This is a genomic window from Lysinibacillus sp. UBA5994 (assembly GCF_002429725.1).
GTDB lineage: Bacteria > Bacillota > Bacilli > Bacillales_A > Planococcaceae > Lysinibacillus > Lysinibacillus capsici.
On record NZ_DJAU01000035.1, the window covers coordinates 89150 to 115629 of the forward strand.

At 39.1% G+C, this 26480-nt stretch carries 24 protein-coding genes, 1 rRNA gene and 1 riboswitch; of the genes, 1 reads left to right on the forward strand and 24 read right to left on the reverse strand.

Annotated features, from left to right (window positions below; all coding sequences use genetic code 11):
* From gatA to B3D98_RS12330, 9 genes are all read right to left on the reverse strand, one after another.
* A complete protein-coding gene (gene gatA, locus B3D98_RS12290; RefSeq protein ID WP_004225706.1) occupies positions 1-1464 on the reverse strand; it encodes an Asp-tRNA(Asn)/Glu-tRNA(Gln) amidotransferase subunit GatA in 1464 nt (487 codons plus the stop codon).
* A 24-nt stretch (positions 1465-1488) separates the two neighbouring features.
* The gene (gene gatC, locus B3D98_RS12295; protein WP_004225708.1) at positions 1489-1776 is read right to left on the reverse strand and encodes an Asp-tRNA(Asn)/Glu-tRNA(Gln) amidotransferase subunit GatC; all 288 of its coding nucleotides are present in this window, start codon (positions 1774-1776) and stop codon (positions 1489-1491) included.
* Between the two features lie 233 nt (positions 1777-2009).
* Positions 2010-3149, reverse strand: a complete 1140-nt coding sequence (locus B3D98_RS12300) for a CamS family sex pheromone protein (RefSeq protein ID WP_054548985.1) — start codon at positions 3147-3149, stop codon at positions 2010-2012.
* Positions 3150-3270: 121 nt separating this feature from the next.
* Positions 3271-5274 (reverse strand): NAD-dependent DNA ligase LigA, encoded by a 2004-nt coding sequence (ligA, locus tag B3D98_RS12305; protein ID WP_288583229.1) that lies wholly within the window; start codon positions 5272-5274, stop codon positions 3271-3273.
* Positions 5275-5288: 14 nt separating this feature from the next.
* A complete protein-coding gene (gene pcrA / locus B3D98_RS12310; RefSeq protein WP_054548983.1) occupies positions 5289-7541 on the reverse strand; it encodes a DNA helicase PcrA in 2253 nt (750 codons plus the stop codon).
* Positions 7542-7573: 32 nt separating this feature from the next.
* Positions 7574-8263 (reverse strand): heptaprenylglyceryl phosphate synthase, encoded by a 690-nt coding sequence (locus tag B3D98_RS12315; protein WP_054548982.1) that lies wholly within the window; start codon positions 8261-8263, stop codon positions 7574-7576.
* Between the two features lie 111 nt (positions 8264-8374).
* Complete coding sequence (locus tag B3D98_RS12320) at positions 8375-8695, reverse strand: YerC/YecD family TrpR-related protein (protein ID WP_004225717.1); 321 nt, start codon at positions 8693-8695, stop codon at positions 8375-8377.
* Between the two features lie 15 nt (positions 8696-8710).
* Positions 8711-9766, reverse strand: coding sequence for a DUF3048 domain-containing protein (locus tag B3D98_RS12325; RefSeq protein WP_054548981.1), 1056 nt, complete (start codon positions 9764-9766; stop codon positions 8711-8713).
* A 68-nt stretch (positions 9767-9834) separates the two neighbouring features.
* The gene (locus B3D98_RS12330; RefSeq protein ID WP_281217430.1) at positions 9835-11556 is read right to left on the reverse strand and encodes an adenine deaminase C-terminal domain-containing protein; all 1722 of its coding nucleotides are present in this window, start codon (positions 11554-11556) and stop codon (positions 9835-9837) included.
* Between the two features lie 201 nt (positions 11557-11757).
* On the opposite strand from B3D98_RS12330, the gene B3D98_RS12335 reads away from it, so the two are divergent.
* Positions 11758-12183 carry a hypothetical protein gene (locus B3D98_RS12335; protein WP_288583247.1) on the forward strand — a complete coding sequence of 142 codons (426 nt, stop codon included), beginning with the start codon at positions 11758-11760 and terminating at the stop codon, positions 12181-12183.
* Positions 12184-12289: 106 nt separating this feature from the next.
* On the opposite strand, the gene purD is transcribed toward B3D98_RS12335, so the two are convergent.
* From purD to rrf, 15 genes are all read right to left on the reverse strand, one after another.
* Positions 12290-13546, reverse strand: coding sequence for a phosphoribosylamine--glycine ligase (gene purD, locus B3D98_RS12340; RefSeq protein WP_288583249.1), 1257 nt, complete (start codon positions 13544-13546; stop codon positions 12290-12292).
* A gap of 81 nt (positions 13547-13627) precedes the next feature.
* Positions 13628-15154 (reverse strand): bifunctional phosphoribosylaminoimidazolecarboxamide formyltransferase/IMP cyclohydrolase, encoded by a 1527-nt coding sequence (gene purH / locus B3D98_RS12345; RefSeq protein WP_288583251.1) that lies wholly within the window; start codon positions 15152-15154, stop codon positions 13628-13630.
* A gap of 113 nt (positions 15155-15267) precedes the next feature.
* Positions 15268-15837, reverse strand: a complete 570-nt coding sequence (purN, locus tag B3D98_RS12350) for a phosphoribosylglycinamide formyltransferase (protein WP_004225729.1) — start codon at positions 15835-15837, stop codon at positions 15268-15270.
* On the reverse strand, positions 15837-16892 hold the full coding sequence (gene purM / locus B3D98_RS12355) for a phosphoribosylformylglycinamidine cyclo-ligase (protein ID WP_288583255.1): 1056 nt from the start codon (positions 16890-16892) through the stop codon (positions 15837-15839). The genes purN and purM overlap by 1 nt, the downstream gene beginning before the upstream one ends.
* Before the next feature lie 84 nt (positions 16893-16976).
* Positions 16977-18401, reverse strand: coding sequence for an amidophosphoribosyltransferase (gene purF / locus B3D98_RS12360; protein WP_288583257.1), 1425 nt, complete (start codon positions 18399-18401; stop codon positions 16977-16979).
* Positions 18377-20611 (reverse strand): phosphoribosylformylglycinamidine synthase subunit PurL, encoded by a 2235-nt coding sequence (purL, locus tag B3D98_RS12365; protein ID WP_048394894.1) that lies wholly within the window; start codon positions 20609-20611, stop codon positions 18377-18379. Before purL ends, purF begins: the two co-directional genes overlap by 25 nt.
* Complete coding sequence (purQ, locus tag B3D98_RS12370; protein WP_048394895.1) at positions 20598-21281, reverse strand: phosphoribosylformylglycinamidine synthase subunit PurQ; 684 nt, start codon at positions 21279-21281, stop codon at positions 20598-20600. Before purQ ends, purL begins: the two co-directional genes overlap by 14 nt.
* Positions 21282-21283: 2 nt before the next feature.
* Positions 21284-21532 (reverse strand): phosphoribosylformylglycinamidine synthase subunit PurS, encoded by a 249-nt coding sequence (gene purS, locus B3D98_RS12375; RefSeq protein WP_054548974.1) that lies wholly within the window; start codon positions 21530-21532, stop codon positions 21284-21286.
* Between the two features lie 2 nt (positions 21533-21534).
* On the reverse strand, positions 21535-22245 hold the full coding sequence (purC, locus tag B3D98_RS12380) for a phosphoribosylaminoimidazolesuccinocarboxamide synthase (RefSeq protein ID WP_048394896.1): 711 nt from the start codon (positions 22243-22245) through the stop codon (positions 21535-21537).
* A 128-nt stretch (positions 22246-22373) separates the two neighbouring features.
* Positions 22374-23669: an adenylosuccinate lyase gene (gene purB / locus B3D98_RS12385; protein ID WP_004225746.1), complete on the reverse strand. Its 1296-nt coding sequence runs from the start codon at positions 23667-23669 to the stop codon at positions 22374-22376.
* A 13-nt stretch (positions 23670-23682) separates the two neighbouring features.
* Positions 23683-24807, reverse strand: a complete 1125-nt coding sequence (gene purK, locus B3D98_RS12390; RefSeq protein ID WP_004225748.1) for a 5-(carboxyamino)imidazole ribonucleotide synthase — start codon at positions 24805-24807, stop codon at positions 23683-23685.
* On the reverse strand, positions 24804-25292 hold the full coding sequence (purE, locus tag B3D98_RS12395) for a 5-(carboxyamino)imidazole ribonucleotide mutase (protein ID WP_288583262.1): 489 nt from the start codon (positions 25290-25292) through the stop codon (positions 24804-24806). Before purE ends, purK begins: the two co-directional genes overlap by 4 nt.
* Positions 25293-25500: 208 nt before the next feature.
* Positions 25501-25599, reverse strand: a riboswitch (purine riboswitch).
* A 93-nt stretch (positions 25600-25692) separates the two neighbouring features.
* Positions 25693-25887 carry an NETI motif-containing protein gene (locus B3D98_RS12400; RefSeq protein WP_036076850.1) on the reverse strand — a complete coding sequence of 65 codons (195 nt, stop codon included), beginning with the start codon at positions 25885-25887 and terminating at the stop codon, positions 25693-25695.
* Positions 25888-25991: 104 nt separating this feature from the next.
* Positions 25992-26258, reverse strand: a complete 267-nt coding sequence (locus B3D98_RS12405; RefSeq protein WP_288583265.1) for a hypothetical protein — start codon at positions 26256-26258, stop codon at positions 25992-25994.
* Between the two features lie 148 nt (positions 26259-26406).
* A 5S ribosomal RNA gene (gene rrf / locus B3D98_RS21720) occupies positions 26407-26480 on the reverse strand; the annotation flags it as partial.

Here is a 26480-nt window from a genome sequence, read left to right on the forward strand (position 1 = left end):
TTATTTTCCCTCCCACATTTGAGGAACTTCTTTATGGAACTCAGTTGCTTGTTCAAAAGCATGAGCCACACGGTAAATAGTTGCTTCATCGAAATATTTACCAATTATTTGTAAACCTAATGGTAGGCCGTTTTCAAAGCCACAAGGAATTGAAATCGCTGGTACACCTGCTAAGTTCATCGGGATTGTTAAAATATCGTTTGCATACATTGTCATTGGATCATCAACATTTTCACCAATCTTGAATGCTGGTGTTGGAGCTGTTGGTCCAATGATAACATCAAAGTCTTCAAATACTTTATCGTAGTCTGCTTTGATCAATGTACGTGCTTGTTGTGCTTTTTTGTAGTACGCATCATACGTACCTGCACTTAGTGAATAAGTACCTAGCATGATACGTCGTTTTACTTCATCACCAAAGCCTTGTGCACGTGTTTCTTTATAAAGGTCCATTAAATTTGTAACGTTTTCTGCACGGAAACCATAGCGGATACCATCGAAACGAGATAAGTTAGAAGACGCTTCAGATGAAGAAAGGATATAGTACGCAGCTAGTGCATATTTCGAGTGAGGAAGTGATACCTCTTCTACAGTAGCACCTAAGCCTTTTAATACCTCTAATGCCGCAAGCACTGATTGACGAGCTGCTTCACCAACTCCTTCACCAAGGAATTCTTTTGGCACAGCGATACGTAAGCCCTTAACATCACCAGTAAGAGCTGCAGCGTAATTTGGCACCTCAACATTCGCAGAAGTCGAATCATTTGGATCTAATCCAGCGATAGCTTCTAGTAATAGCGCATTATCTTCAACATTGCGTGTAATTGGTCCAATTTGATCTAGAGAAGATGCGAATGCAACGAGACCAAAACGAGATACACGACCATATGTAGGTTTCATCCCTACAACACCACAGTAAGCTGCAGGTTGACGGATTGAACCACCTGTATCTGATCCAAGAGAGAATGGTACTTCACCAGCTGCTACAGCTGCTGCAGATGCACCTGAAGAACCTCCTGGTACGTGGTTTAAGTTCCATGGATTTTTTGTTGTTTTATAGTATGAGTTTTCGTTTGAAGAACCCATTGCAAATTCATCCATGTTTAATTTACCAACTGTAATCATGCCAGCTTCACGTAGCTTGTTGACAACAGTTGCATCATAGATCGGCATAAAGCCTTCTAGAATTTTAGAGGCACATGTTGTTTCTAAGCCTTCTGTTACGATGTTGTCTTTCACACCAATCGGTAGACCGAATAATGGTCCACGCTTTTCAAATGGTACTTTATCCATTTCAGCAGCTTGAGCAGTTGCTTTTTCTTCGTTTGAAGCAAGGAATGCTTGTACATCGCCATCAAGCTTTGCAATACGCTCGTATGCTTCTTTCGTTAAGTCAGCGATAGATAAGTTACCCGCTTTAATTTCTGCTTGTAACTCCTTAGCTGAACGTTCAAATAGCGTCATGAGGAATCCTCCTATGTTTTAGTATTACATGATAGCTGGTACTTTTACTTGACCATCTTCTTGTTCTTTTACGTTTAACATCATTACTTCGCGGTCTAAACCTTTTACTGCTACGTCTTCACGCATTACATTCACTAATGGTAAAACGTGCGTTGTTGGTTCAACATTTGTTGTATCCAGTTCATTTAACTGCTCCGCAAAGTCTGTAATTTTACCAAGCTGTTCAGCAAATTTCTCTGCTTCTTCTTCTGTAATTGCAAGACGTGCTAAATTTGCCACGTGCTTTACTTCTTCTTTTGTTAATTTAGCCATTTTTCACACCTCCGAATACTTGTTCAATTCATTGTTTTTATTGATAACAATAGGGTTGAATAAAGTTAACCATGCCAATAATCATAACATTTTTCATTTTAAAAATCACAACTTTCACTAAAAATATAGAAACTTTCACTACTATAACAAAGTGTTGTCTCTATCATCCTGTTGTGTTCCTCTATTTCAATCCATTACCATAAAAAATATAGTCAGCACAAAGGCTGACTATATTAATCATAGACATGCACGTAAGGGTCCTTGTCATTGGCCTTTTTGATGATTAATGCCTCAGGACCATTCACTGAAGTAACACTCACTTCCACATGAATATTATCAAATTGATTGATTAAAATCCCTGTTAAATATTGCGTAAATCCTATTATCTCTGCTTTGCCGAAAAATTGGATTGGGATTTCAATCGAAAGGTTTTGTATTTGTTTATTACGATAGAAACCAGTTCCGATCACACTTGTATAGTTAGAAAAATATTTATCAACATCTTGCTTGAAGTTCTTGAAGTTATTGTTGACATCTCGGTATACATCTTGTGAATCATCTGTTGGGAACAAGACGTAATTTTCATCTATACCTTCCCAATCAGCGATGCTGTTCTGCCCAGCTTTTGCTACACCATAGCTAAAGTATGTCCCTGGAATAATTTGATTACGGGCTTGCTGCTTAAACAGACCGACTACAATCGGTACATCCTTTAACTCTTCACGTGAACGTAAACGAGAAACGATTTCAGTAGCCATTTTTTTGCCCTGCTCAATAAGAGTAGACTCTGAAATTGGTTCCTCGTAATATTCGCCATACTGTTCTTTTTGATAGTAATAGATAGAATTTAAGGCAAGACCGATTGAAATCCCGCCTAGTTTCACTTTATTATCCTTCGTTTTTGTTAAGTAGTTTTGCTCTACAATATGGGATAAATAAACTGGAGCCTTTGTTGCTCGCTCCTCAGGTGTCATTGTGTCTGTTGTCGGTGGATTTAATCCATCCTCTGTTTGTGAACTACGAGCAAGCCAAGAGCTTACTGTACTTTCAGCTAAATATTGACCTTCTTGGAAGTAGTAGTTTTCTGTGTCGAACTCGTTTTGAGATAAACGCATTAAACCTGATTCAACTTCCTTCATATCATACTTCGTATAAATGTTAGATACCACTAGACCTCTACTTGCACTCTCTTTATAAGGGATAAGCGTCTTATAATAAGATTCATCAATTTGTATGCTTGGGATAATTGTTGTTTCAGCTTTTTCTTTCTGTTGCGTTTCCTGTGTAAGCTCTGTCTCCTTCTTGTCAGAAGGCACACAGCCGACTAGCATTGCAGCAGCTACGATTGCTGGAATGAGTCGAAAAGACTTCATTATTTAGTGCTCCTTTACTAATAGTCAATTTTAGGTCGACGAATCTACTCGACGCCTTGTTGTAACGGTTGTGCACTCAACATTGCCTCCTATTCATAAAAGGGAGGATATCATGCACTTATTAAATGAGGTTAAGTTGTTCAATTAAGTTATCTTCAGTCCAAACTTCGATACCCAATTGCTCAGCCTTTGTTAGTTTAGAGCCTGCATCCGCACCTGCGATCACTAGATCTGTTTTTTTGCTGACACTACCCGTGACTGTACCACCTAACTCTTCTATTTTCGCTTTTGCTTCGTTGCGTGTCAATTGCTCAAGTTTACCAGTTAAGACAATTGTTTTACCTGCAAAAGGACTATCACCTATCGCTACTTCTACTTTTTTACCTTTGTATGTCATATTCACGCCTGCTTCAGCAAGACGCTTAATGACTGCTCGTGCATCTTCATTTGAGAAATACTCCACTAACGATGAAGCCATTTTATCTCCAATTTCATAAATTGCCACAAGCTGCTCCTCTGTTGCAGCCATCACTGCTTCCATTGAACCAAATTCCTCTGATACGATTTTGGCTGCTTTTTCACCAACATGACGAATTCCTAGTCCAATTAATAAACGCTCCATCGAATTTTCCTTCGATGCTTGAATGGCATTTACTAAATTAGTTGCTGATTTTTCGCCCATACGCTCCAATTCCACAAGCTGCTCTACCGTTAAATGATACAGGTCAGAAACATCATGTATTAAATCTGCACGTAATAATTGCTCCACTACTTTATCCCCAAGACCGTCAATATTCATCGCGTTTCGAGAAACAAAATATTTTATGCTTTCTGCAATTTGCGCAAAGCACGCAGGATTTACACAGCGCAGGGCAACTTCGCCTTCAATCCGAATCAATTCACTATCACAAACAGGGCAATTTTTTGGCATGACAAAAGGGACTGAACCCTCAGGACGTTGTTCTATTAGCACACCCACAACTTGAGGAATAATGTCACCAGCTTTTCGAATAATAACTGTATCTCCAAGACGAATATCCTTATCTCGAATTAAATCTTCATTGTGTAAAGAAGCACGTTGAACCGTCGTTCCCGCTACTTGTACGGGGGTTAAAATCGCTGTAGGAGTAACAACACCTGTACGACCTACTGTTAAATCAATATCAAGTAACGTTGTAACAACTTCCTCTGCGGGAAATTTATAGGCAATCGCCCAGCGTGGACTCTTTGCTGTATAACCTAGTTCATCTTGCTGAGCATAACGGTCAACTTTAATAACAATTCCGTCAATCTCGTAAGCTAATTTTGGACGGTTTTCTGTCCAATGTTCTATAAAGGCCATTACCTCTTCAATAGTAGAGCATCGTTGGCGTTCTTTATTGGAAGGGAAGCCTAAGCCTTCTAAATAATCAAGCATTTCTGCATGACCGTCGATACCATATACTTCACCGTCTCCGCCAATGGCATAGATAAACGTTGATAATTGGCGACTGGCCGCAATTTTAGGGTCTAACTGACGTAATGAGCCAGCAGCAGCATTCCGTGGATTAGCAAACAACTCCTCACCATTGTTAGCACGTTGGGCATTTAAGTTTTCAAAGGATTTTTTTGGCATATACGCCTCACCACGTACTTCAATCGTAATGGGTTCCTTTAAACGAAGGGGAATCGCACGGATTGTCTTTAAATTGGCGGTAATATCTTCTCCTACCACACCATCTCCTCTTGTAGCCCCTTGTACAAACATGCCATTTTCATATTTTAATGAAATAGCTAAACCATCTATTTTCAGCTCACATACATATGAAAATTGATCTCCGATAGCCTGACGCACTTTACGATCGAATTCTCGTAAATCCGCTTCATGAAAAGCATTTGAAAGACTAAGCATTGGGTAATCATGCGTCACTTTTTTAAAACCCTCTACCACTGCTCCACCAACACGCTGCGTAGGAGAATCGGGGTAAATAAGGGATGGGTTCGCTTCTTCTAATGCAATCAGTTCCTGTAATAGCTGGTCATAGACACTATCTGCTACGACAGGTTTATCTAACACATAATAGGCATAACCATATTCATGCAGTAATTTATTTAACTCCGCTATACGCTGTTCTATTTCGTTCATTTACGTTCCTCCGCTTACGCTTTTTCAATCGGTGCAAATTGAGCAAGTAATCGCTTTATACCAATTGGTTGTGGGAATGCGATATCAAGCTCTGTACTATCACCTTCACCTTTTACACTAACAACCATACCTGTTCCCCATTTTTTATGAATCGCCTTATCTCCAGCTTTCCATCCAAATTGATCTCCCCCCGTTGCTTGTAAACGTGCTGTGGCAGGTTGTGTTTGCTGAATAGCACCCAGCGTACGCTTTTGATGGCCACCGATTGAACGATTGTTAGTAGCAAATGGTACTGTTGATGTTGTCCCTGCCTTAGAAATTGACTCTGTAATATCTTGAGAAATTTCACCTAAAAATCGGGATGCATTATTAAAGCTTGAACGACCAAAAATCGTTCGGCTTTGGGCACATGTTAAATATAGACGTTCCTCAGCACGGGTCACACCTACGTACATAAGGCGGCGCTCCTCTTCCATTTCTTCTTGATCGTCTAGTGAGCGTGAATGTGGGAAGATGTTTTCCTCCATACCGATAATAAAGACAACTGGGAACTCTAAGCCTTTAGCTGCATGCATCGTCATTAAAATAATATTGCCTTTAGATGCATCCTCTTTGTCAAGTGCATCAATATCAGCTATAAGGGCTAAATCTGTTAAAAAGGCAATTAAGCTTTTATCATCACTGCGCTCTTCAAAAGCCTTTGTGACAGATAAAAACTCTTCAATATTTTCTAAACGGCTTTCTGCTTCAATTGTTTTTTCGTTTTGTAACATTGCTCGATAACCCGATTTATCAATAACTTGCTCCACAATTTCAGTGACAGATAGATATTCCTGCATTTGTGTAAAGCCTTTAATCATGGCATAAAATTGCTCAGCCGAATTTGCTGCTTTCCCTGATAATCCCATGAAAACAAGATCATTCATCGCGTCAAAAATCGAACGATCTTGATCTATCGCATAACGTGCCATTTTTTCAAAGGAAGTTGCACCAATACTGCGCTTTGGCTCATTAATAATACGTGCTAGTGATAAATCATCATCATTATTAGCAATAAGTCGTAAATATGCTAGTAAGTCCTTTATCTCTTTTCGATCATAGAACTTTGTTCCGCCTACTATTTGATATGCCATATTGGACTTAACAAGTACTTCCTCCATTACACGAGATTGAGCGTTTGTACGATATAAAATAGCAAAGTCATCAAATGAACGATTTTCTTTTTCAATTAACTGTTGAATCGTTTGTACAACAAATTGCGCTTCCTCCTGCTCGTTATAAGCTTTATATAGTGCAATCTTTTCACCTTCTGAATTTTCTGTGCGTAATTCTTTTGGGTAACGTGTTGTATTATTTTGAATGACGTCATTGGCTGCCTGTAGGATGCGTTTAGTTGAACGATAATTTTGCTCTAGCATAATCACCTTTGCAGTTGGATAATCCTTTTCGAAGGATAGGATATTCCCAATATCTGCACCACGCCAACGATAGATAGACTGATCGGAATCACCTACAACACAAATATTTTTAAATTTCTTTGCTAGTAATTGTACAAGTAAATACTGAGATTTATTGGTATCTTGATATTCATCGACATGAATATATTGAAATTTATTTTGATAATATTCAAGCACTTCAGGTACACGTTTAAACAACGTAATCGTCGTCATAATCAAATCATCAAAATCAAGGGATTGGTTGCGGCGTAATCTTTTCTCATAGCCTTTATAGACACGTGCAACTGTTTGTTCATAAGGATTCTTATCATTCATTTGGCCTGCGTAATCATCCGCTGCTATACACTCGTTTTTTGCTGCACTAATAGCATTTAAAATTGCTCGTGGCTCAAAACGTTTTGGATCAATATTTTCTTCCTTCATCACATTTTTGATGACTGAAAGCTGATCCGTAGAATCTAAAATAGAGAAATTACGAGAAATGCCTAGTTGATCGATATTACGACGTAAAATTCTTACACACATAGAGTGGAAAGTAGAAACCCACATACTATCGCCCGTACCATTACCAAGAATGCCATCAATACGTTCACGCATTTCTCGTGCTGCTTTATTTGTAAATGTAATCGCTAAAATTTTAGAAGGATATACTTCCTTTTCGATAACTAGGTAAGCAATACGATGTGTTAAAACTCGTGTTTTTCCTGACCCAGCGCCTGCCATAATGAGTAATGGTCCTTCAGTTGTTTTAACTGCTCTTTCTTGTTCAGGATTCATGCCTGCTAGTAAATTTTTTGTTAACTGTTCCATTTCGCACCGCCTTACAAACATTTGTTCTAAAATTATAACGTATTTTTAACAGCCTTAACAGTCGCAAGTGCAGCTTTTAAATCTTCGTAAATAATATTTCCAACTACTACCGTATCTGCAACGCGTGCCATTTCCTCTGCTTGCTTTACAGATGTTATGCCACCACCGTAAAAGAGTTTGGTATGCTTCAGTTCGTTTTTCACAGCACTAACTACCTCTAGATTGCCATACATTCCACTGTACTCTAAATAAAAAACAGGCAGTTTAAAGAAATTCTCTGCCATGCGTGCATAAGCTACCACGTCATCAATCGTTAAATCTGTTTTCGCACCCGTTACATGGGCTACTTTACAATCAGGATTTAAAATACAATATCCTTCCGCTACTAATTCATCCCATACCATAATATCGCCGTATTCTTTAATAGCCTCATGATGTAAATTTTTAATCCATTTTGGATCATCACTATTTAATACCGTTGGGATGAAATAATAGTCGTAACCTGGTGTTACCGCATCGATCGTAGAAATTTCAAGTGCTATCGGCACCTCAAAACGACGCACTCGAACAAGTAAATCTAATACCCCATCCAACGTTACATTATCTGTTCCCCCGACCAAAATAACATCTGTCCCAGACTCGCAAATTTTTTCTAATGCTTCATCGGAAATGTCCTTCGCTGGATCTAGCTTGAACACATGTCTCCATTCTAAATAATCCATCTATGTTTACCACCTATCATTTTCTATCTATTCGTTTACAAGTATAGCTTATGATACACGACAAAAAAATGAAAAAGACCGAGTAGAACTTCTACTCAGCCTTTTTTCTGACTATTCTTTTGGTGCTTGGAATGGTTTTTCATCTGGATACAAACGACCTAACATTTCATCATATGTATCATTCCCATAATCGAAGCAGCGACGCACGCGCGAAATAGTTGCAGTACTTGCCCCTGTTTCCTTTTTAATGGATTCGTAGGTTTTCTTTAATCGTAATAAATGTGCAACCTCAAAGCGTTGTGCCAACGATTGAATTTCACTAATCGTACATAAATCATCAAAAAACTTATAGCATTCCTCGATGTCCTTCAACTCTAACACTGCTTTAAATAATTGATCTGTTTGATGCCCCCGAATTTTTTCGATTTGCATACAATTTTCCTCCCTTTAAGGCTGCGTTTTCACCATTGCTTGTAACCCTGGCGAAGATGGTACGAAATGAACCCACGACTTTCCTGGTACAAGCTTTACAGGATCCCCTGTTTGCTCTACAGCCATTGGTATTCCATTAACATTAGCCCATTTGACTTCCCTCAAATAGCCATTTTGAAATACATACGCATTTCCACCAGACGTTAAATCAATTGCTTGGCGACCAATATCATCAATTGTTTGGTGATCCATTTCGAAAAATAGAACATTTGCTAATGACACTGTTTCGCCTGTTAACATATCTTTTGTGTCCACGCTAGCCGATTGTCGTTCATAGTGATTCGTTTGATGATTATACACATACGCGTTATGGAAATCTTCATTATTTCCGTAATAAATGTCAACTTGACTTGTTTCAATACCTATTTTACCACGTTCATCTGGTTCATAAAAAGCCTGAAGTACTTTTTCACTGTAATTCATTGAAGCGCCTACCATTTCAGCACCTTTTAGAATGTTTTCTGATGTAATATAGGAATTGTGTGGCGCAACGCGGTCGTTAGAACGTTTAAACAGAATACCATCATAAGCCATACCGTTGATATTGTCGACGATACGATGATCAAGCATTGTTTTCGCCTCAGGACTATAGCCATGTGCTACATAAAAGGCATCAAATCCCTTGGCCATATCGATAAAATAAGAGCGTGCACTACGAACTGGCCCAATATTTTCAGGCAGTTCACTTTGGTATACTGCTAAAAAGCGTGTCACATTACCTTCTGCAAGCATTTCATAAGTGATATCCGCCGCAGCTAAGCCTGATTGTGGACGTGCCGCTGGATGATTATTAATGGTTACGATAATTGGTCGCTGTGTAATTTCTTCTTGTACAGCCTCCCCAGTAAGTGGTGCAACAAATGCTGGTTGTTGCACAGGCTCCTCCACTACTGCTTCTTCCTCTACAATTGGTTCATCATCCTCTTTGACTTTTGGTGTATCCTTTGAACATCCCCCGATTACCAAAGCACTAAATGCAAAAGCAATCCATAATTTTTTCGATTTGAACACAAGCATATCTCTCCTTTGAACAATTACAATATTTGTAATTGTTTAAACAACTGAAACACTTTCATGAATTAGCGCATAACAGCAGGTAATAATAACTTATTCTTCATCACATCGAAAATTCCTTGTGGTGTTATACGAATATATGGTAAATGAGTAGATTGTAAAAATAATAATGTATAAATGGCATCTCCTAATTGATAGCCTCTATCTGCTAAAGCTTGTTTTAAAGCCTTTTCTTTCTCTGTTAAAGTGAATACATCTCCATCATATAAAAGTCCACCAATTGTTAATGGTATGTCCGCTATAACTTCTCCTTTTTCGACGAGAACAATACCACCATTCATTGCCTTCATTTCTTCGAAGGCTTTAATCATATCGTCTTTATTTTTTCCAATTAACAATATGTCACCAGTGTTTGAATAAGAGGATGCAAAGCCTTGGACATCTGTTGCAAATCCTTTAATCATTGTATTTACATGCCAGTTGCCTTTTCGGTTAATGAGCATTAAATAGCACTCATCATGATTTGCCAATTGCCCTTCTTTCGTAATTAAAGAATTATAAGGCTTTGTAATCACATCATTAACTAATTGAATCCCAAACGGCATAGAAAACTGGAAATCCTGTGAATCTAATGAGAAATCTAAATCTAAAGCTGGGATGGAAGAATAATCAATTGTCGCCATTCTATGCACACGATCTCCATTACGCTTCAACCAGACACCCTTTGATAAGACACTTTCTGGAACAGGATGATATTCATCTTGTAAAATATTGAGTGAAGCAAAACGCCCTGTTGCGATAAAACCATGTAAATTAGACATGTTGTAATAACGTGCTACATTATAGGAAGCCATTTGATAAGCATCAATAGGAGATACCCCTGCATCTAAAGCTACTTGAATGCATTTATCCATCACACCATCCTCATGGAATGAAGGTGTTGAACCGTCTGTTGTCATCATTAAATGATCAAAGATCGGAAGCTCTTTTTCTACTATTCCTTTTAGTAGATGTGGTAAATCTGGTCGAATGGAAGAATGACGTAAAGTTACAGCATAGCCCTGCATAATACGACGCTCTACCTCTTCTACTGTCATTGCCTCATGATCACCATCAGCACCAAGGAGTTTCATTCGTGCCAATGTTCTTTCTGAAGCTCCAGGGAAATGACCTTCAATTTTTTTTCCCAGTCCCTTAGCCATTTGCATACGATAAAGCATTTGATCGTCGCCATGCAACAGCTTAGGCCAGCCTGTCAACTCTCCACCAAGTAAGACATCACTTCGCCCTAACCACTCTAATATAGAAGTATTAGAGAAAACCTCTTCTTCTTGCTCCAATTCGGTTTGTGAGTCAAAGCGAGTCCACCAATAAAAAGAAAAAGGTAGCTTTTTCAAACTCTCTAAAATTGAAAACGCTTTCTTATTTTCTAAATTTAAAACAAAGCTTAAATTATCCGAAATAAAAGTTGTTGTCCCAAGCTGACCACAAAAATCTGCAAATGACTGTGGATGATAAAGCTGGAATGGGTGTACATGTGGCTCAATATAGCCAGGTACGATTGTTTTTCCTGTACAATCCACCACTTCTGTTCCTTCTAATAAAGGAGGCATTCTGTCACCAGCATAGACAATGCGATCTCCCAAAATCCAAATGTTCCCTACTATGAATTGCTTTAACATACTATGCAAATAACGTGCATTCTTCAGCACGATATCTGGTGCCTTTTTCCCATCGATTACTGCTAATTGTTGACGTATTTTTGTTATTTTCCATACTGGATCCATGCTATTCGCTCCTTCCTAAAATTACGTAATTTTTCATTGTGTAAATCCAACTTGAAATCACATACTACTACTGCATAATCGCATATTTTCATAAAAATCATGCTTTATGCAATCATCTTGTTTCAATCGTAACACAGCACTTTCATAAAGCAAAGTGCACCTCGCTTATTTTTTCCACAATGACTAAAGGAGGAAGTAATGATGATGCAGCTAGCAAATTTAAGCGAAAAGAATGCATTTTGTCGTTTTGCCATGGGGACAAGTTTAACCGCATTTGGTATCGCTAAAGTTTCTAGAAATCCTAATTGTACAAAAGGTCGATTAATGATTGCATTAGGTGCCATGAAAATGGCTGAGGGACTTTTTAAATATTGTCCAACGAAAGCAGTTTTAAGCTCCAATATGCAGAATGCCATGAACACCTCTATGCAAAGTATGTTCAGCGGGCAAAATTCTATGTCTACTGAACAAATCGATAAGCTCATGAAGGATTTTTCCTCTGCTATAGCTGGTAATTCTTCAGGTTCACAAGCTACTGCTTCAAAACAATCTAACACCAGCATTTCAACTCAAAATTCCTCAAATAGTAGCGATTCTTCAACGAATAAAGCTCAGAATCCTTCTTAGTCAAAGGAGCCGTCCCAATCTATTATTGAGACGGCTCTTACCTCTTACGTTTTGAAACAACAAGAGGTTTCAAAAGACGATAAAAAATATTTAGTGAAAATAATAATTACTTAAACGTACGCCAGCCAATATCTTTACGGAAGAAAAAGTGATCCCATGTTTCCGTGGCAATACCTTCATAAACCTTTTCCTGTGCTTCTTGTAAAGTAGCTGCTTTTGCACCAACTAACAGTACACGTCCTCCATTACCAACGAATTGACCGTCTACTAATTTTGTACCTGCATGGAAAACTGCATGTGATGTCGAAAGTGCCTCTAAATTCGGTAATACCTTACCTTTTTCAACGTCTCCTGGGTAACCCTCTGCTGCAATGACTACACCAAGCATTGCTTCTTCTGACCATTGTAAATCAAAAGGCTGTTCATCCATTAACGCCATCATAAATGCACCAAAATCTGAAACCATACGTGGCAATACAACTTGCGTTTCAGGATCACCAAAACGAGCATTAAACTCTATGACCTGAGGACCTTTATTCGTTAAAATTAACCCTGCGTATAAAATACCTGTAAAGGAAGCACCATCTGCCTCCATCCCTTTAACAGTTGGTTCTACAATAGTTTGAAATGCAATATCTACTACCTCTTGTGGGATTTGTGGTACTGGTGAATAAGCACCCATACCTCCTGTGTTTGGTCCTTTATCACCGTCATAAGCTCGTTTATGATCTTGTGCAATAACCATTGGATAAATTTGTCCTTTGTGCACAAAAGACATAAAGGAGAATTCTTCACCGTCTAAAAATTCCTCAACGACAACACGTGAAGAGGATTCACCAAAACGTTGGTTTCCAATCATATCCTCTACAGCTTCAATCGCTTCTTCCTCTGTCATTGCCACAACGACGCCCTTACCAGCCGCTAAACCATCAGCCTTAATGACAATAGGCGCCCCTTGTTCTTTAATATACGCTATTGCTTTTTCTGCTTCAGTAAATGTTTCATGTGCTGCTGTAGGAATATTGTATTTATTCATAATTTCTTTCGCATAGGATTTACTGCTTTCTATTTGAGCAGCAACTTTTGTAGGACCAAAAATACGTAAACCTCTAGCTGTAAAGAAATCGACAATGCCTTCAGCAAGCGGCTGTTCTGGGCCAACAAATGTTAATGCAATATCATTTTCCTTGGCAAATTGAGCGAGACCTGCGAAATCCATTGTATCAATAGCAACAACTTCTACTTCGCCTCGCATCCCTTCATTTCCTGGCGCTACGAATACGTTGTTCACTGATGGAGAGATGCTAAATTGTTTAGCGATTGCATGCTCACGGCCACCGCTTCCGATTACTAATACATTCATTTTAGAGAATCCTCCTCTTTGTAAGTAAAACCGAGATGAACCAACATCTCGGTCTGTTTAGATTTCTATATAATTCTACAATTAATGTTTAAAATGACGTACGCCTGTGAATACCATCGCAATGCCGTATTCATTTGCTTTATCAATGGAATCTTGATCTTTAATGGAACCACCTGGTTGAATAATTGCTGTAATTCCTGCAGCTGCTGCCGCCTCCACAGTATCGCTCATTGGGAAAAATGCATCCGATGCTAATGCAGCACCTTTCGCTTTTTCTCCAGCTTGTTCAAAGGCAATTTTAGCTGCACCTACACGATTCATTTGCCCTGCACCAACCCCAAGTGTCATTTGAGAATCTGTTACAACAATCGCATTGGATTTCACATGTTTGACAACAGACCAACCAAGTTGCAATGCTTCCCATTCTTGCTCTGTTGGTTCACGATCTGTCACCACTTTAATATCCGCATTGCCAAAGCCATAACGATCTGGCTCCTGTACAAGAAGGCCACCCTCAACTGATACTACATTGAATGAATCTTGTTTCGCTTGCTCGAAAGGAATTGTTAGTAAGCGGATATTTTTCTTTTTCGTTAAAATATCTAATGCTTCTTGTGAGAAAGCAGGTGCAATAATAATCTCTAGGAAAATATGACTTAGCTTCTCAGCAGTTGCTGCATCCACTTCCATATTTAATGCGATAATACCGCCAAAAATAGATGTTGGATCTGCTTCATATGCTTTATCGAATGCTGCCTCTAACGTGACACCAGTGCCAACACCACATGGATTCATATGTTTCACCGCTACAGCAGCTGGCATTTCAAATTCTTTTACAATTTGCAATGCTGCATTACCATCTTGAATATTATTGTAGGATAACTCTTTACCATGTAATTGTGTAGCATAAGCTAATGAAAAGTCAGAGCCAAGACGCTTTTGGTAGAAGGCCGCTTTTTGGTGAGGGTTTTCGCCATAGCGTAAATTTTGCTTTAATTCATATGTCATCGTTAAGCTCTCTGGGAACTCTTCTTCAGTCAGGTAGTTCGAAATATAAGAATCATAAGCGGCTGTGTGACGGAAAACTTTCGCAGCTAGTTTACGACGTGTTTCAATTGTTGTAGCACCGTCTGCTTTAAGTTCCTCTAATACTGTTGCATAGTCATTGCTGTCCACGATTACTGTTACATATTGATGGTTTTTTGCAGCAGAACGTAACATTGTTGGACCACCGATATCAATGTTTTCAATTGCATCATCCCAAGTTACATTAGGCTTTGAAATTGTTTCAACAAACGGATAGAGATTCACACAAACAATTTCAATTGGTTCAATTCCATGCTCATTCATCTGTGCTTGATGAGAGACATCATCAAACTTTCCTAATAGACCACCGTGAATCATTGGATTTAAAGTTTTCACACGACCATCTAAAATTTCAGGAAACTTCGTTACTTCATCTACTGCTGTTACAGCTACCGCATTATTCTGTAACATTTTTTTTGTACCGCCAGTTGATAAAATTTCATAACCTAATGCTACTAATTCCTTTGCAAATTCTAAAATACCATCTTTATTGGAAACACTGATTAATGCACGTTTTGTCACAACAATATCCTCCTAATTTTTATCGTGCTGTCCACGAACTGACTTGCTTCAATAGATTAATAGAGTTAGGTCTTACTTGTTGAGTAGGATTCTCGACCTAACTCCCTCTTCAGTTACTGTAATAATTGCTGTAATGCCTTTGTATATAATAAATGCTCTTGTTTGTGAATTTCAGCTTCTGTTGCCTCGCGATTTCCTTCAATGACAGGTACCGCTGCCTGAGCGATAATTGGTCCAGTATCCATTCCTTCATCAACAAAATGCACTGTTACACCTGTTATTTTCACACCATGATTAATGGCTTGTCCAATAGCGTCCTTTCCAGGAAAGGCAGGCAATAGGGACGGGTGAATATTAACAATTCGCTGTGGAAAGGCTGCTAATAATACGTCACTGATTAAACGCATATACCCAGCAAGCACAATCCATTTCACATCGCACTCATGTAAAGCTTCGATAATAGCTGTCTCATATGCTGACTTCGAGACAAACTCTTTTGGATTCAATGCTAACACTGGAATCCCAAAGTTTTCAGCACGTGTTACTACAAATGCTCCAGGCTTATCTGTGACCACTAGTGCGACCTTTGCATGGAGTTCACCACGTTCAATGGCCTCTTGAATGGCTTGAAAATTGCTACCGCTACCTGACGCGAACACGGCTATTTTTGTTGGTGCAGTCATTACACTAAACTCCCATCATGTGAGCCATTAAATACTACTCCGTCACCTTTAATAACACGTCCGATTGTATAAGCCTTTTCACCATTTGCTTCAACTGCAGCGATTACTTTATCAGCTTCAGTTTCTGGCACAGCTATTACAAAGCCAATACCCATGTTAAACACATTATATAAATCTTTATCTTCTAGCTGACCTTTCTCTTTTAGGAATTCAAAGATACGTAATACAGGCCAAGAACCTAAGTCGATTTCCGTTGCTAGTCCCTCTGGCATCATGCGTGGTAGATTTTCATAGAAACCGCCACCTGTAACATGTGCACAGCCATGTACATCTGCTGCCTTTAAAGCTGCTAGCACAGGTTTAGCATATAGCTTTGTTGGCACTAGAAGCGCCTCACCGATTGGGCCTAGATCTTCATAGCCTTCTACAATAGCATCCACAGCATATTGATGATCTGCAAAGACAATTTTACGCACTAAAGAATAACCGTTTGAATGTACACCACTTGATGCAATTCCAATAAGTACATCGCCTTCTACGATTTCTTCACCTGTCACGATGGCAGACTTTTCACACGCGCCTACTGCAAAGCCAGCTAGATCATATTCATCTTCTTCATAAAGACCAGGCATTTCCGCAGTTTCTCCACCTATTAGAGCCGCACCTGATTGCACACAGCCATCTGCAACACCTTTGACAATTTGTTCGATTTTTGCAGGCTTTGCTTTTCCAAGAGCTACGTAATCTAAAAAGTACAGCGGTTCTGCTCCTTGAGCAACAATATCATTTACACACATTGCTACACAGTCAACACCGATTGTATCGTGCTTGTCTACCATGAAGGCTAGCTTTAGCTTTGTTCCAACACCATCTGTCCCCGAAATAAGAACAGGTTCTTTAAGATTCAGTTCTGACAAGTCAAACATGCCACCAAAACCACCAAATGTCCCCATTACACCTAGACGGTTCGTACGTTCAACATGAGACTTCATTCGTTTTACGGCTTCATAGCCCGCTTCAATATTTACACCTGCTTGTTCATATGCCTTTGACACGCAGAGTTCCTCCTTATCATCCAAGTCGCCTAAGTTTCCTAGATAGAAATGACTGTAAGACACTAATTTGTTGCGATGTTGTTCTTAACGTAATAATTCTTTTTCATGTGGCAAAATCGTATCCGGGAAAATCTCTGTTGGATATTTGCCTGTAAAGCATGCAAGACAAAGTCCTCGGTTTTCATCTTCGTATGGTCGTGCAATTGTTTCTACCATCCCCTCAACAGAAAGGAATGTCAGAGAATCTGCACCAATTGCTTCACGAATTTCATCTACATTATGACTAGAAGCAATCAGTTCTTCATGCGTTGATGTATCAATGCCATAATAACAAGGGTTTGTCATCGGCGGTGATGAAATCACAACATGAACTTCCGCTGCACCAGCATCTTTTAGCATTTTGACAATGCGACGAGATGTTGTACCACGAACGATAGAATCATCAACCATTACTACTTTTTTTCCTTTTACGACTTGAACAACAGGTGAAAGTTTCATTTTCACACCACGTTCACGTAGCTCCTGTGTCGGCTGAATAAATGTACGACCAACATAACGGTTTTTAATAAGACCTAATTCATAAGGGATTCCACTTTCTTCTGCAAAACCAATCGCTGCGGAAATACTTGAATCAGGAACACCTGTTACAACATCTGCTTCAATATGCGCACACTCACGAGCAAGCTGTTTACCCATACATTTTCGTGCCATATGAACGTTAATACCATCAATATCCGAATCAGGACGTGCTAAATAAACATATTCCATCGCACACATCGAACGTTTATCCATATCAGCAAAACGATCTGATTTTACGCCCTCATCATTAATAATGATTAATTCACCTGGTTCTACCGAACGAACGAATTCTGCACCAATTAAATCGAATGCACAAGTTTCAGAAGCTACCACCCAGCCATCTCCTAGCTTTCCAAGAGATAATGGACGTAAACCATGTGGATCACGTGCAACAAGCATTTCATCCTTTGTCATAATTAAGAAAGAATAGGCACCCTTTAAAAGAGATAGGGCATTTTTCACCTTCGCACGGAATGGTGAATGCGAACTTTTCTTAATAAGATGCGCCAACACCTCTGTATCAGAGCTAGAGTGGAAAATGCTACCTTGTCGCTCTAGATATTGCTTTAAATGTGTCGCATTGACTAAGTTACCGTTATGGGCAATTGAAAGGCTACCAGTTGAGGAGTGGAATAATAATGGCTGTACATTTTCAATACCGCCACCACCAGCAGTCGTATAACGAACATGCGCAATAGCTGCTTTGCCGTTCACTGCTTTTAATTTATCTTCGTTGAAAACATCATTAACTAGTCCTTCGCCTTTCACCGCGCGAAGATGCTGTCCGTCTGAAACGACAATTCCAGCGCCTTCTTGTCCACGGTGTTGAAGAGCATGAAGCCCGTAATAGCTAAGGTGTGCTGGATTTGGGTTACCCCAAATACCAAACACCCCACATTCTTCGTTTAAGCCTCTGAGTTCAGCAAGCATGGGATTGCTCCTTTCCAATTAGAACGGAATTCCTCCACTGTACCTTCTACAAGCACACCTTTGTCCCCGTTGATTTTCACAAGTGCATCGTTTGTTACGACACCAATTTTTTGAGCATCTTTCATGATTTCTACAAATGCTGCAGCATTTTCTTCTTTAACTGTGACAACAAAACGAGATTGACTCTCACTGAATAGCGCAGTTGTTGCAGAGCCTGTTAATGTTACATCCACACCAAGACCGTTAGCGCCAAATGTTGTTTCAGCAATCGCCACAGCTAGACCTCCCTCTGCTACATCATGCGCAGATTGAACAAGGCCTGCTTTAATCGCCTTTAATAAAGCTTGCTGACGTGTCGCTTCAACCTCTAAATCAATAGCTGGCGCTTTCCCTGAAATAACACCATTATTTAAAAGTTTTTGAAGCTCTGAACCGCCAAATTCTGTTTTTGTCTCACCAATAACAAAGACAAGATCTCCTGCTGCCTTTACATCCTGTGTCGTTACATGTGCTAAGTCTTCAATAAGACCAACCATACCAATTGTTGGCGTTGGATACACCGCTTCGCCTGAACGCTCATTATAAAGAGAAACGTTACCTCCGATTACTGGAGCATTTAATGCCGTACAAGCTGCCGAAATACCATCTGCAGATTTTTCAATTTGCCAGAAGATTTCTGGTTTCTCTGGATTACCAAAGTTTAAGCAGTCTGTAATCGCAAGTGGCGTGCCACCAGTTGCCACGATATTACGAGCTGCTTCGGCTACTGCGATAGCACCACCCACTTCTGGATCTAAATAGATATAACGTGAGTTACAGTCTGTTGTCATTGCCAACCCTTTATTTGTGCCACGTACTCGAATAACAGCAGCGTCAGAGCCTGGTTTAACAACTGTTGATGTACGTACCTGATAATCATATTGATCGTATACCCATTCTTTAGAAGCAATTGTCGGTGCTTTTAATAAAGCAATGAGTGTTTCTTTGTAATCAGTCACAGCAGGTTCAGTGTTTTCGATTGCTTGGAACTGAGCATAGTATGCAGGTTCTGCAGATGGTTTATGATAAACAGGTGCATCTTCTGCTAATGCGTCTGCAGGTACCTCTGCAACTACTTGTCCTTTGTGTAGCAGACGAAGCATTTTATCATCTGTAACGCGACCAATCGCTACTGCATCTAAATCGTATTTATCGAAAATCGCTTTAATTTCATCTTCGCGACCTTTTTTCACAACTAAAAGCATACGTTCTTGAGACTCAGACAACATCATTTCATACGCTGACATTCCTGTTTCACGCTGAGGCACTAAGTCTAAGTTCATTTCTACACCAGAACCAGCCTTTGAAGCCATTTCTGCTGAAGAAGAAGTAAGACCAGCTGCACCCATATCTTGAATACCAACTAGAGCATCCGATTTTACAACCTCTAAACAAGCTTCAAGTAAAAGCTTCTCCATAAATGGATCTCCAACTTGTACTGCTGGACGTTGGTTTTCTGATTCCTCAGTTAATTCCTCAGAGGCGAATGTTGCACCATGAATACCATCACGGCCTGTTTTCGCTCCAACATACATCACTGTATTACCTACACCAGCAGCAATGCCTCGTTGAATATCTTTATGATCAATTAAACCGACACACATAGCATTCACTAGAGGATTACCTTCATAGCAAGGATCAAATTGAATTTCGCCACCTACTGTTGGGATTCCGATACAGTTACCATATCCTGCGATTCCCGCTACTACTTCTTCAAATAGATATTTACCACGTGCTGACTTTAATTCACCAAAGCGTAATGAGTTTAACATAGCGATTGGACGTGCACCCATTGAGAAAACGTCACGGATAATACCACCGACACCCGTTGCAGCCCCTTGATAAGGTTCAATTGCAGATGGATGGTTATGCGATTCCATTTTAAACACTACTGCTTGTTCGTCACCAATATCAACAATACCTGCACCTTCACCTGGTCCTTGTAATACCTGTGGCCCTTTAGTAGGGAATTTACGTAGTACTGGCTTTGAATTTTTGTATGAGCAGTGTTCAGACCACATTACTGAGAAAAGACCTGTCTCTGTCCAATTAGGTAGACGTCCTAAAATACCTTCTACCATTGCAAATTCTTCGTCTGACATCCCCATTCCAGCGTATAGCTTCTCATCTTTAATCTGCTGTGCTGTTGGCTCAAACTTAGTTGTTGACATGATTTTCCCTCCACTGCTTCACGATTGATTTAAATACTGCTAGACCGTCTGCGCCGCCCACCAGTGCATCAACAGCTCGCTCTGGGTGTGGCATCATCCCTAATACATTGCCGCGCTCGTTTATAATCCCTGCGATATCTTCTAAAGAACCGTTTGGATTGTCACCTGAGTATGTGAATACGATTTGATTATTATCTTTTAGTGATTGTAAAGTTTCCTCGTCACAGTAGTAGTTACCTTCACCATGTGCGATTGGAATATTGATGATTTGACCTTGCTCATATTGATTTGTGAATAATGTATTGTTGTTTTCAACTTTAAGCTGCACTGTACGGCACATAAATTTTAAGTTTTTATTGCGCAATAAAGCTCCTGGCAATAAACCTGCTTCCGTTAGGATTTGGAAGCCATTACATACACCTAATACAGGTTTACCAGCATCTGCTGCCTTCTTAACTTCTGTCATAATGTTAGATTGATTAGCCATTGCACCACAACGAAGATAATCCCCATAGGAGAATCCTCCAGGTACTAATACACCATCAAAACCACTTAGATCTGTTGCTGTATGCCATACATATTCTACTTCTTCACCTAGCTCGTCTTTAATCGCATGATACATATCGATATCACAGTTTGACCCAGGGAATACGAGTACTGCGAATTTCATGATTAAATAGCCTCCTCGACTTCGTAACGGTAGTCTTCAATTACAACGTTCGTTAAAACCTTTTCACACATTTCTTTTACTAGAATATCAATGTCACGTTCTGAATCTTTAATTGATAGTTCAAGATATTTACCGATACGTAAATCTTCTACTTCACCGTAGCCCATCTTAGCTAAAGAACCTTGTACTGCAGAGCCTTGAGGATCAAGAATACTCTCACGTAATGTTACATAGATTTTTACTTTTTTCATTGTTATTTGCCTCCGAGTCTAGAAAGTATAATAGTATAAACTTCAGTTAAATTACCAAGGTCACGACGAAAAACATCTTTGTCTAACTTTTGCTTCGTTGTTGCATCCCAAAGTCGACATGTATCTGGTGAAATTTCATCTGCCAATAATACATGACCATCCATATCACGGCCGAACTCTAATTTAAAATCAATCAATGTCACATTGACATCTGCAAAGATCGGCTGTAGCACTTTGTTAACGGCTAATGCACCATCATAAATAGCTGTTACTTCAGTTGGTGTGGCAAGTTCAAGAACATCAATATGTTCTGTCGTAATAAGTGGGTCGCCTAAATCATCGTCTTTATAATAAAATTCAACGATTGGTCGTTTTAAAGGTGTCCCTTCTTCAAGACCTAGACGCTTTGCTAAACTTCCAGCAGCAATATTACGAACAACTACCTCAATCGGAATAATTTCTACTTTTTTTACAAGTTGTTGTGTATCGGATAATCGTTTTACGAAATGTGACGCAATTCCGTTAGCTTGTAATTTTTCGAAAATTAATGAAGTAATGCGATTATTTAAAATGCCCTTACCTTCAATTTCCTCTTTCTTTTCACCATTGAATGCTGTTGCACTATCCTTGTACTCAACAAGTAGCACATTTGGCTCCTCTGTTGTGAACAATTTTTTTGCTTTACCTTCATACAAAAGTTGACCTTTAGTCATTTCGTTTTCCCCCTGATATTATGAGATACGCTTGTAATAATGTTCAGAATTGAACCGTATCTCTACGATTCAACTCTGAAACTTTTACTGGTGGCTCTAACATTTATTATTAGATGGCTAAATAAATATTAGTTAAGTCCTAGTCGTTCAAAAATCATATCAACATGCTGTAAGTGGTAGTTGTAATCAAAACAATCATCCAACTCTTCTTTTGTTAAATAAGATGTGATTTTTTCACTTGCATCGACTAATGTACGGAACTGAACTTGCTCGTCCCAAGCCTGCATTGCTAAAGGTTGTACTGTATCATAAGCTTCTTCACGTACTAGTCCTTTATCAATCAATGCTAGTAAGATGCGTTGAGAATAAATAAGACCAAATGTACGATCCATATTACGTTTCATGTTCTCAGGGAATACTGTTAAGTTTTTCACAATATTACCGAAGCGATTTAGCATATAGTTAAGAGTAATTGTTGCATCCGGTAAAATAACACGCTCTGCAGATGAATGTGAAATATCACGCTCATGCCATAATGCTACATTTTCATAAGCAGTCACCATATAACCTCGCATTAAACGAGACATACCAACCATGTTTTCAGAACCGATTGGATTACGCTTATGTGGCATTGCAGATGATCCTTTTTGTCCTTTTGCAAAAGCTTCTTCCACTTCACGTGTTTCAGATTTCTGTAGTCCACGAATTTCTGTTGCGAATTTTTCAATTGAAGTAGCGATTAAAGCTAATGCACCTAAATACTGAGCATGGCGATCACGCTGTAAAGTTTGTGTGGAGATCGGTGATGCTGCAAGTCCTAATTTATCGCAAACATATTGCTCAACACGAGGATCGATATTGGCATATGTTCCAACAGCTCCAGACATTTTTCCTGTTTCAATTACTTTGGCAGCTGCTTCAAAACGTTCAAGGTTACGCTTCATTTCCTCATACCATAAACCAAGTTTCAAACCGAAAGTTGTTGGTTCAGCATGAACACCATGTGTGCGTCCCATCATAACTGTATGTTTATGTTCTTTTGCCTTAGTAGCAATAATATCAATGAAATTTACTATATCTTTTCGTAAAATATCATTTGCTTGTTTGATTAAATAAGAAAGTGCTGTATCTACTACGTCCGTAGAAGTTAAACCATAATGTACCCATTTGCGCTCTTCTCCAAGTGTTTCAGAAACAGCACGAGTAAAGGCTACAACGTCATGACGAGTTTCTTGTTCAATTTCTAATATACGATTCACATCAAATGAAGCATTTTCGCGAATTTTAGCAACATCCTCTTTAGGGATATCTCCTAACTCTGCCCATGCTTCACAAGCTAAAATTTCAACCTCTAGCCAAGCTTGGTATTTATTTTGTTCTGTCCAAATTGCGCCCATTTCGGGTCTTGTGTAACGTTCAATCATCGCGTATCTCCTTCTATTCTGACCAAATGCCAGAACTCTCGATTTGTTGTAGTGTAGCTTCTAAGTCTTTTGTCATAATCGTCACATGGCCCATTTTACGGTTGACCTTAGCTTCAGCTTTCCCATAAAGATGTATGGACCATTCAGGATATTTAGCAATTGAGTTACTGAGTGGCACGACATGCTGCCCTAATACATTGACCATAATGGATGGTGCCCATAGTTGTGGCTTACGTAACGGCCATCCACAAACAGCACGAATATGCTGATGGAATTGTGAAACATTACATGCTTCAATTGAATAGTGACCAGAATTATGAGGTCTTGGTGCTAATTCATTGATAACAATACTACCATCTTCTAATACAAACATTTCTACCGCTAGCGTTCCTACTAAATGTAAATAATCTGCAATTTTCAAAGCTTCTCGTTCTGCAGCTTGAGCTGTGCTTTCAGTTATGCGAGCAGGTACTATTGTCTCGTGAAGAATATGATGAACATGAATGTTCTCTCCAACTGGCTGACAATACGATTCACCATGACCATTTCTTTGAACAATGACCGATACTTCCTTTACGAAAGGAACAAATCCTTCTGCAATACATTGCGAATGCGTGAATAATTCTTTCGCTAAAGGCAAATCTTCAGTTGATTTTAAAAGCTGCTGTCCCTTGCCATCATAACCACCTCTTGCTGTTTTGACTATACAAGGATAACCAATCGAATCAATATTGGCTACTAATTCTTCATAAGTTTTTGCAACAATATATGGTGCTACTGGGCAACCAGCTTTCACAATAGCTTCTTTCTCTGTTATACGGTTTTGTGTAATACGTACCAACTCTGCTCCTTGAGGAACATAAGCCATTTGTGATAAACGTTTTAAGCCTTCATAATCAATATTTTCAAATTCATATGTGATAATATCACTTACTTCTGCAAGTTCTTCTAAAGCAGCTTCATCATCATATGGAGCTACAATGCGAATATCTGCTACCTGCCCACAAGGTGAGTCCATTGCTGGTTCAAGAACAGCCACTTTAAAACCTGACTCCTTTGCAGCAAGTGCCATCATTCGACCAAGTTGCCCTCCGCCTATAATGCCTATCGTTTGTCCAGGATAAATAATCTTCGTCACACTAAGTCACCTGTACTTTCTAATACTTGCTGCTTTGTTGCTTCACGTCTAGCATCTAATTTATTAGCAAGCTCCGCATCTGTTGTTGACAAAATTTGAGCTGCAAGTAACCCTGCATTAGTCGCTCCTGCTTTGCCAATCGCTACAGTAGCTACAGGTACGCCACCAGGCATTTGAACGATGGATAATAGTGAATCAAGTCCATTAAGTGCACGGGATTGAACTGGTACACCGATGACAGGTAATGTTGTTTTAGCTGCCACCATTCCTGGTAAATGTGCAGCACCGCCTGCTCCAGCAATAATTACTTGTATTCCTCGCTCGCGAGCTGCCTCTGCATATTCAAACATTAAATCAGGTGTACGATGTGCTGATACAACTTTCTTTTCGTACGGTACTTGTAATTCATCTAAAATATCACATGCATGTTTCATTGTTTCCCAGTCACTTGAACTACCCATAATGACATCGATTTTCGGATTCATAAATTGTCGCTCCTTTTAAACGATAGAAAAATGATCAATTATTTATTGTGCTAGCCTCTATTTTGAATAGCTACTGCAATTATTATTTACAAAGAAAATCCCCAAATAAACTACTCTCTACCAGTACACGTGAAAGCAGTTTACTTGAGGATTATTCGGACAAGATCGTCTCCATGTACATAGCTGTACAAAGACCTTCTCACCATACGCCAAAAGTGCTTTCCCGCATAGTCCAGCATTTACGGTGCCGGGTAGAGACACTAGAGCCAATCCTCTAGCATATATGTGGGATCTATTTGTTTTTCCTTCTCACATTTTAACAAGGGATTGTCTTATCGTCAATCCAAAAATGCGAACATTTTTTATTAGGTGAAAAAAAACGTTCGGTTTTTAGTCAAAATCATTCGATATCTTGAGCAGGTATACCTTTAAACTGAATTTTTTGGCGCAAATAAGCTGGCTCACCATCTACGATATGAAAAAGTGGCTCTTCTTTTCGTCCTATGACCATAAAGCCATCTTTCCGCATTCTTGCCAAGCAATCCTCGATTGACTCGTTTTCCTGTACCTCATACCAAATTTGCTTTTTTCCCAACTTTTTCTTCCTTTCATTTGTACATATTCATTTTACAGAAGTATGTAAGAACTTAAATAAATAGAAAAAACTGCAGAATTCCTCTCCGCAGTTTTGATGAATGCTCATGGAACAAAAAATGCCTTTAAATAGATACAAAAAAATAATAGCAGTAGGAACAAATGAAGAACAACAAGAACCATACGATATCCTTTGATGCCAAATAGGGCACTGGTGATGCCTAAACCACCTAAAATAAACGGCATAAACATATTTACACGATAGAGAAATGTAAAAAAGTTTCCATACCATTTGGATGAATCATAGCCAAACATAAAGAATATAAGTAGTAGACTTGAGATCGAAATCGCAGAAAAAATGTTCTGCCTCATTTTGATTCCTCCATTATTAAATCCAGAATGTATCTAGGCGAAAGAAATTTCCTTTAAATCCACTTGAAAATATTAAATATATTATAGCATTTTATGAATAGTTCACAAAATAAAAAAAGCCATGGAATACATCCATGACTTTTTAATTGCCTAGCGACGTCGTACTCTCACAGGGGGTAGCCCCCAACTACCATCGGCGCTAAAGAGCTTAACTTCCGTGTT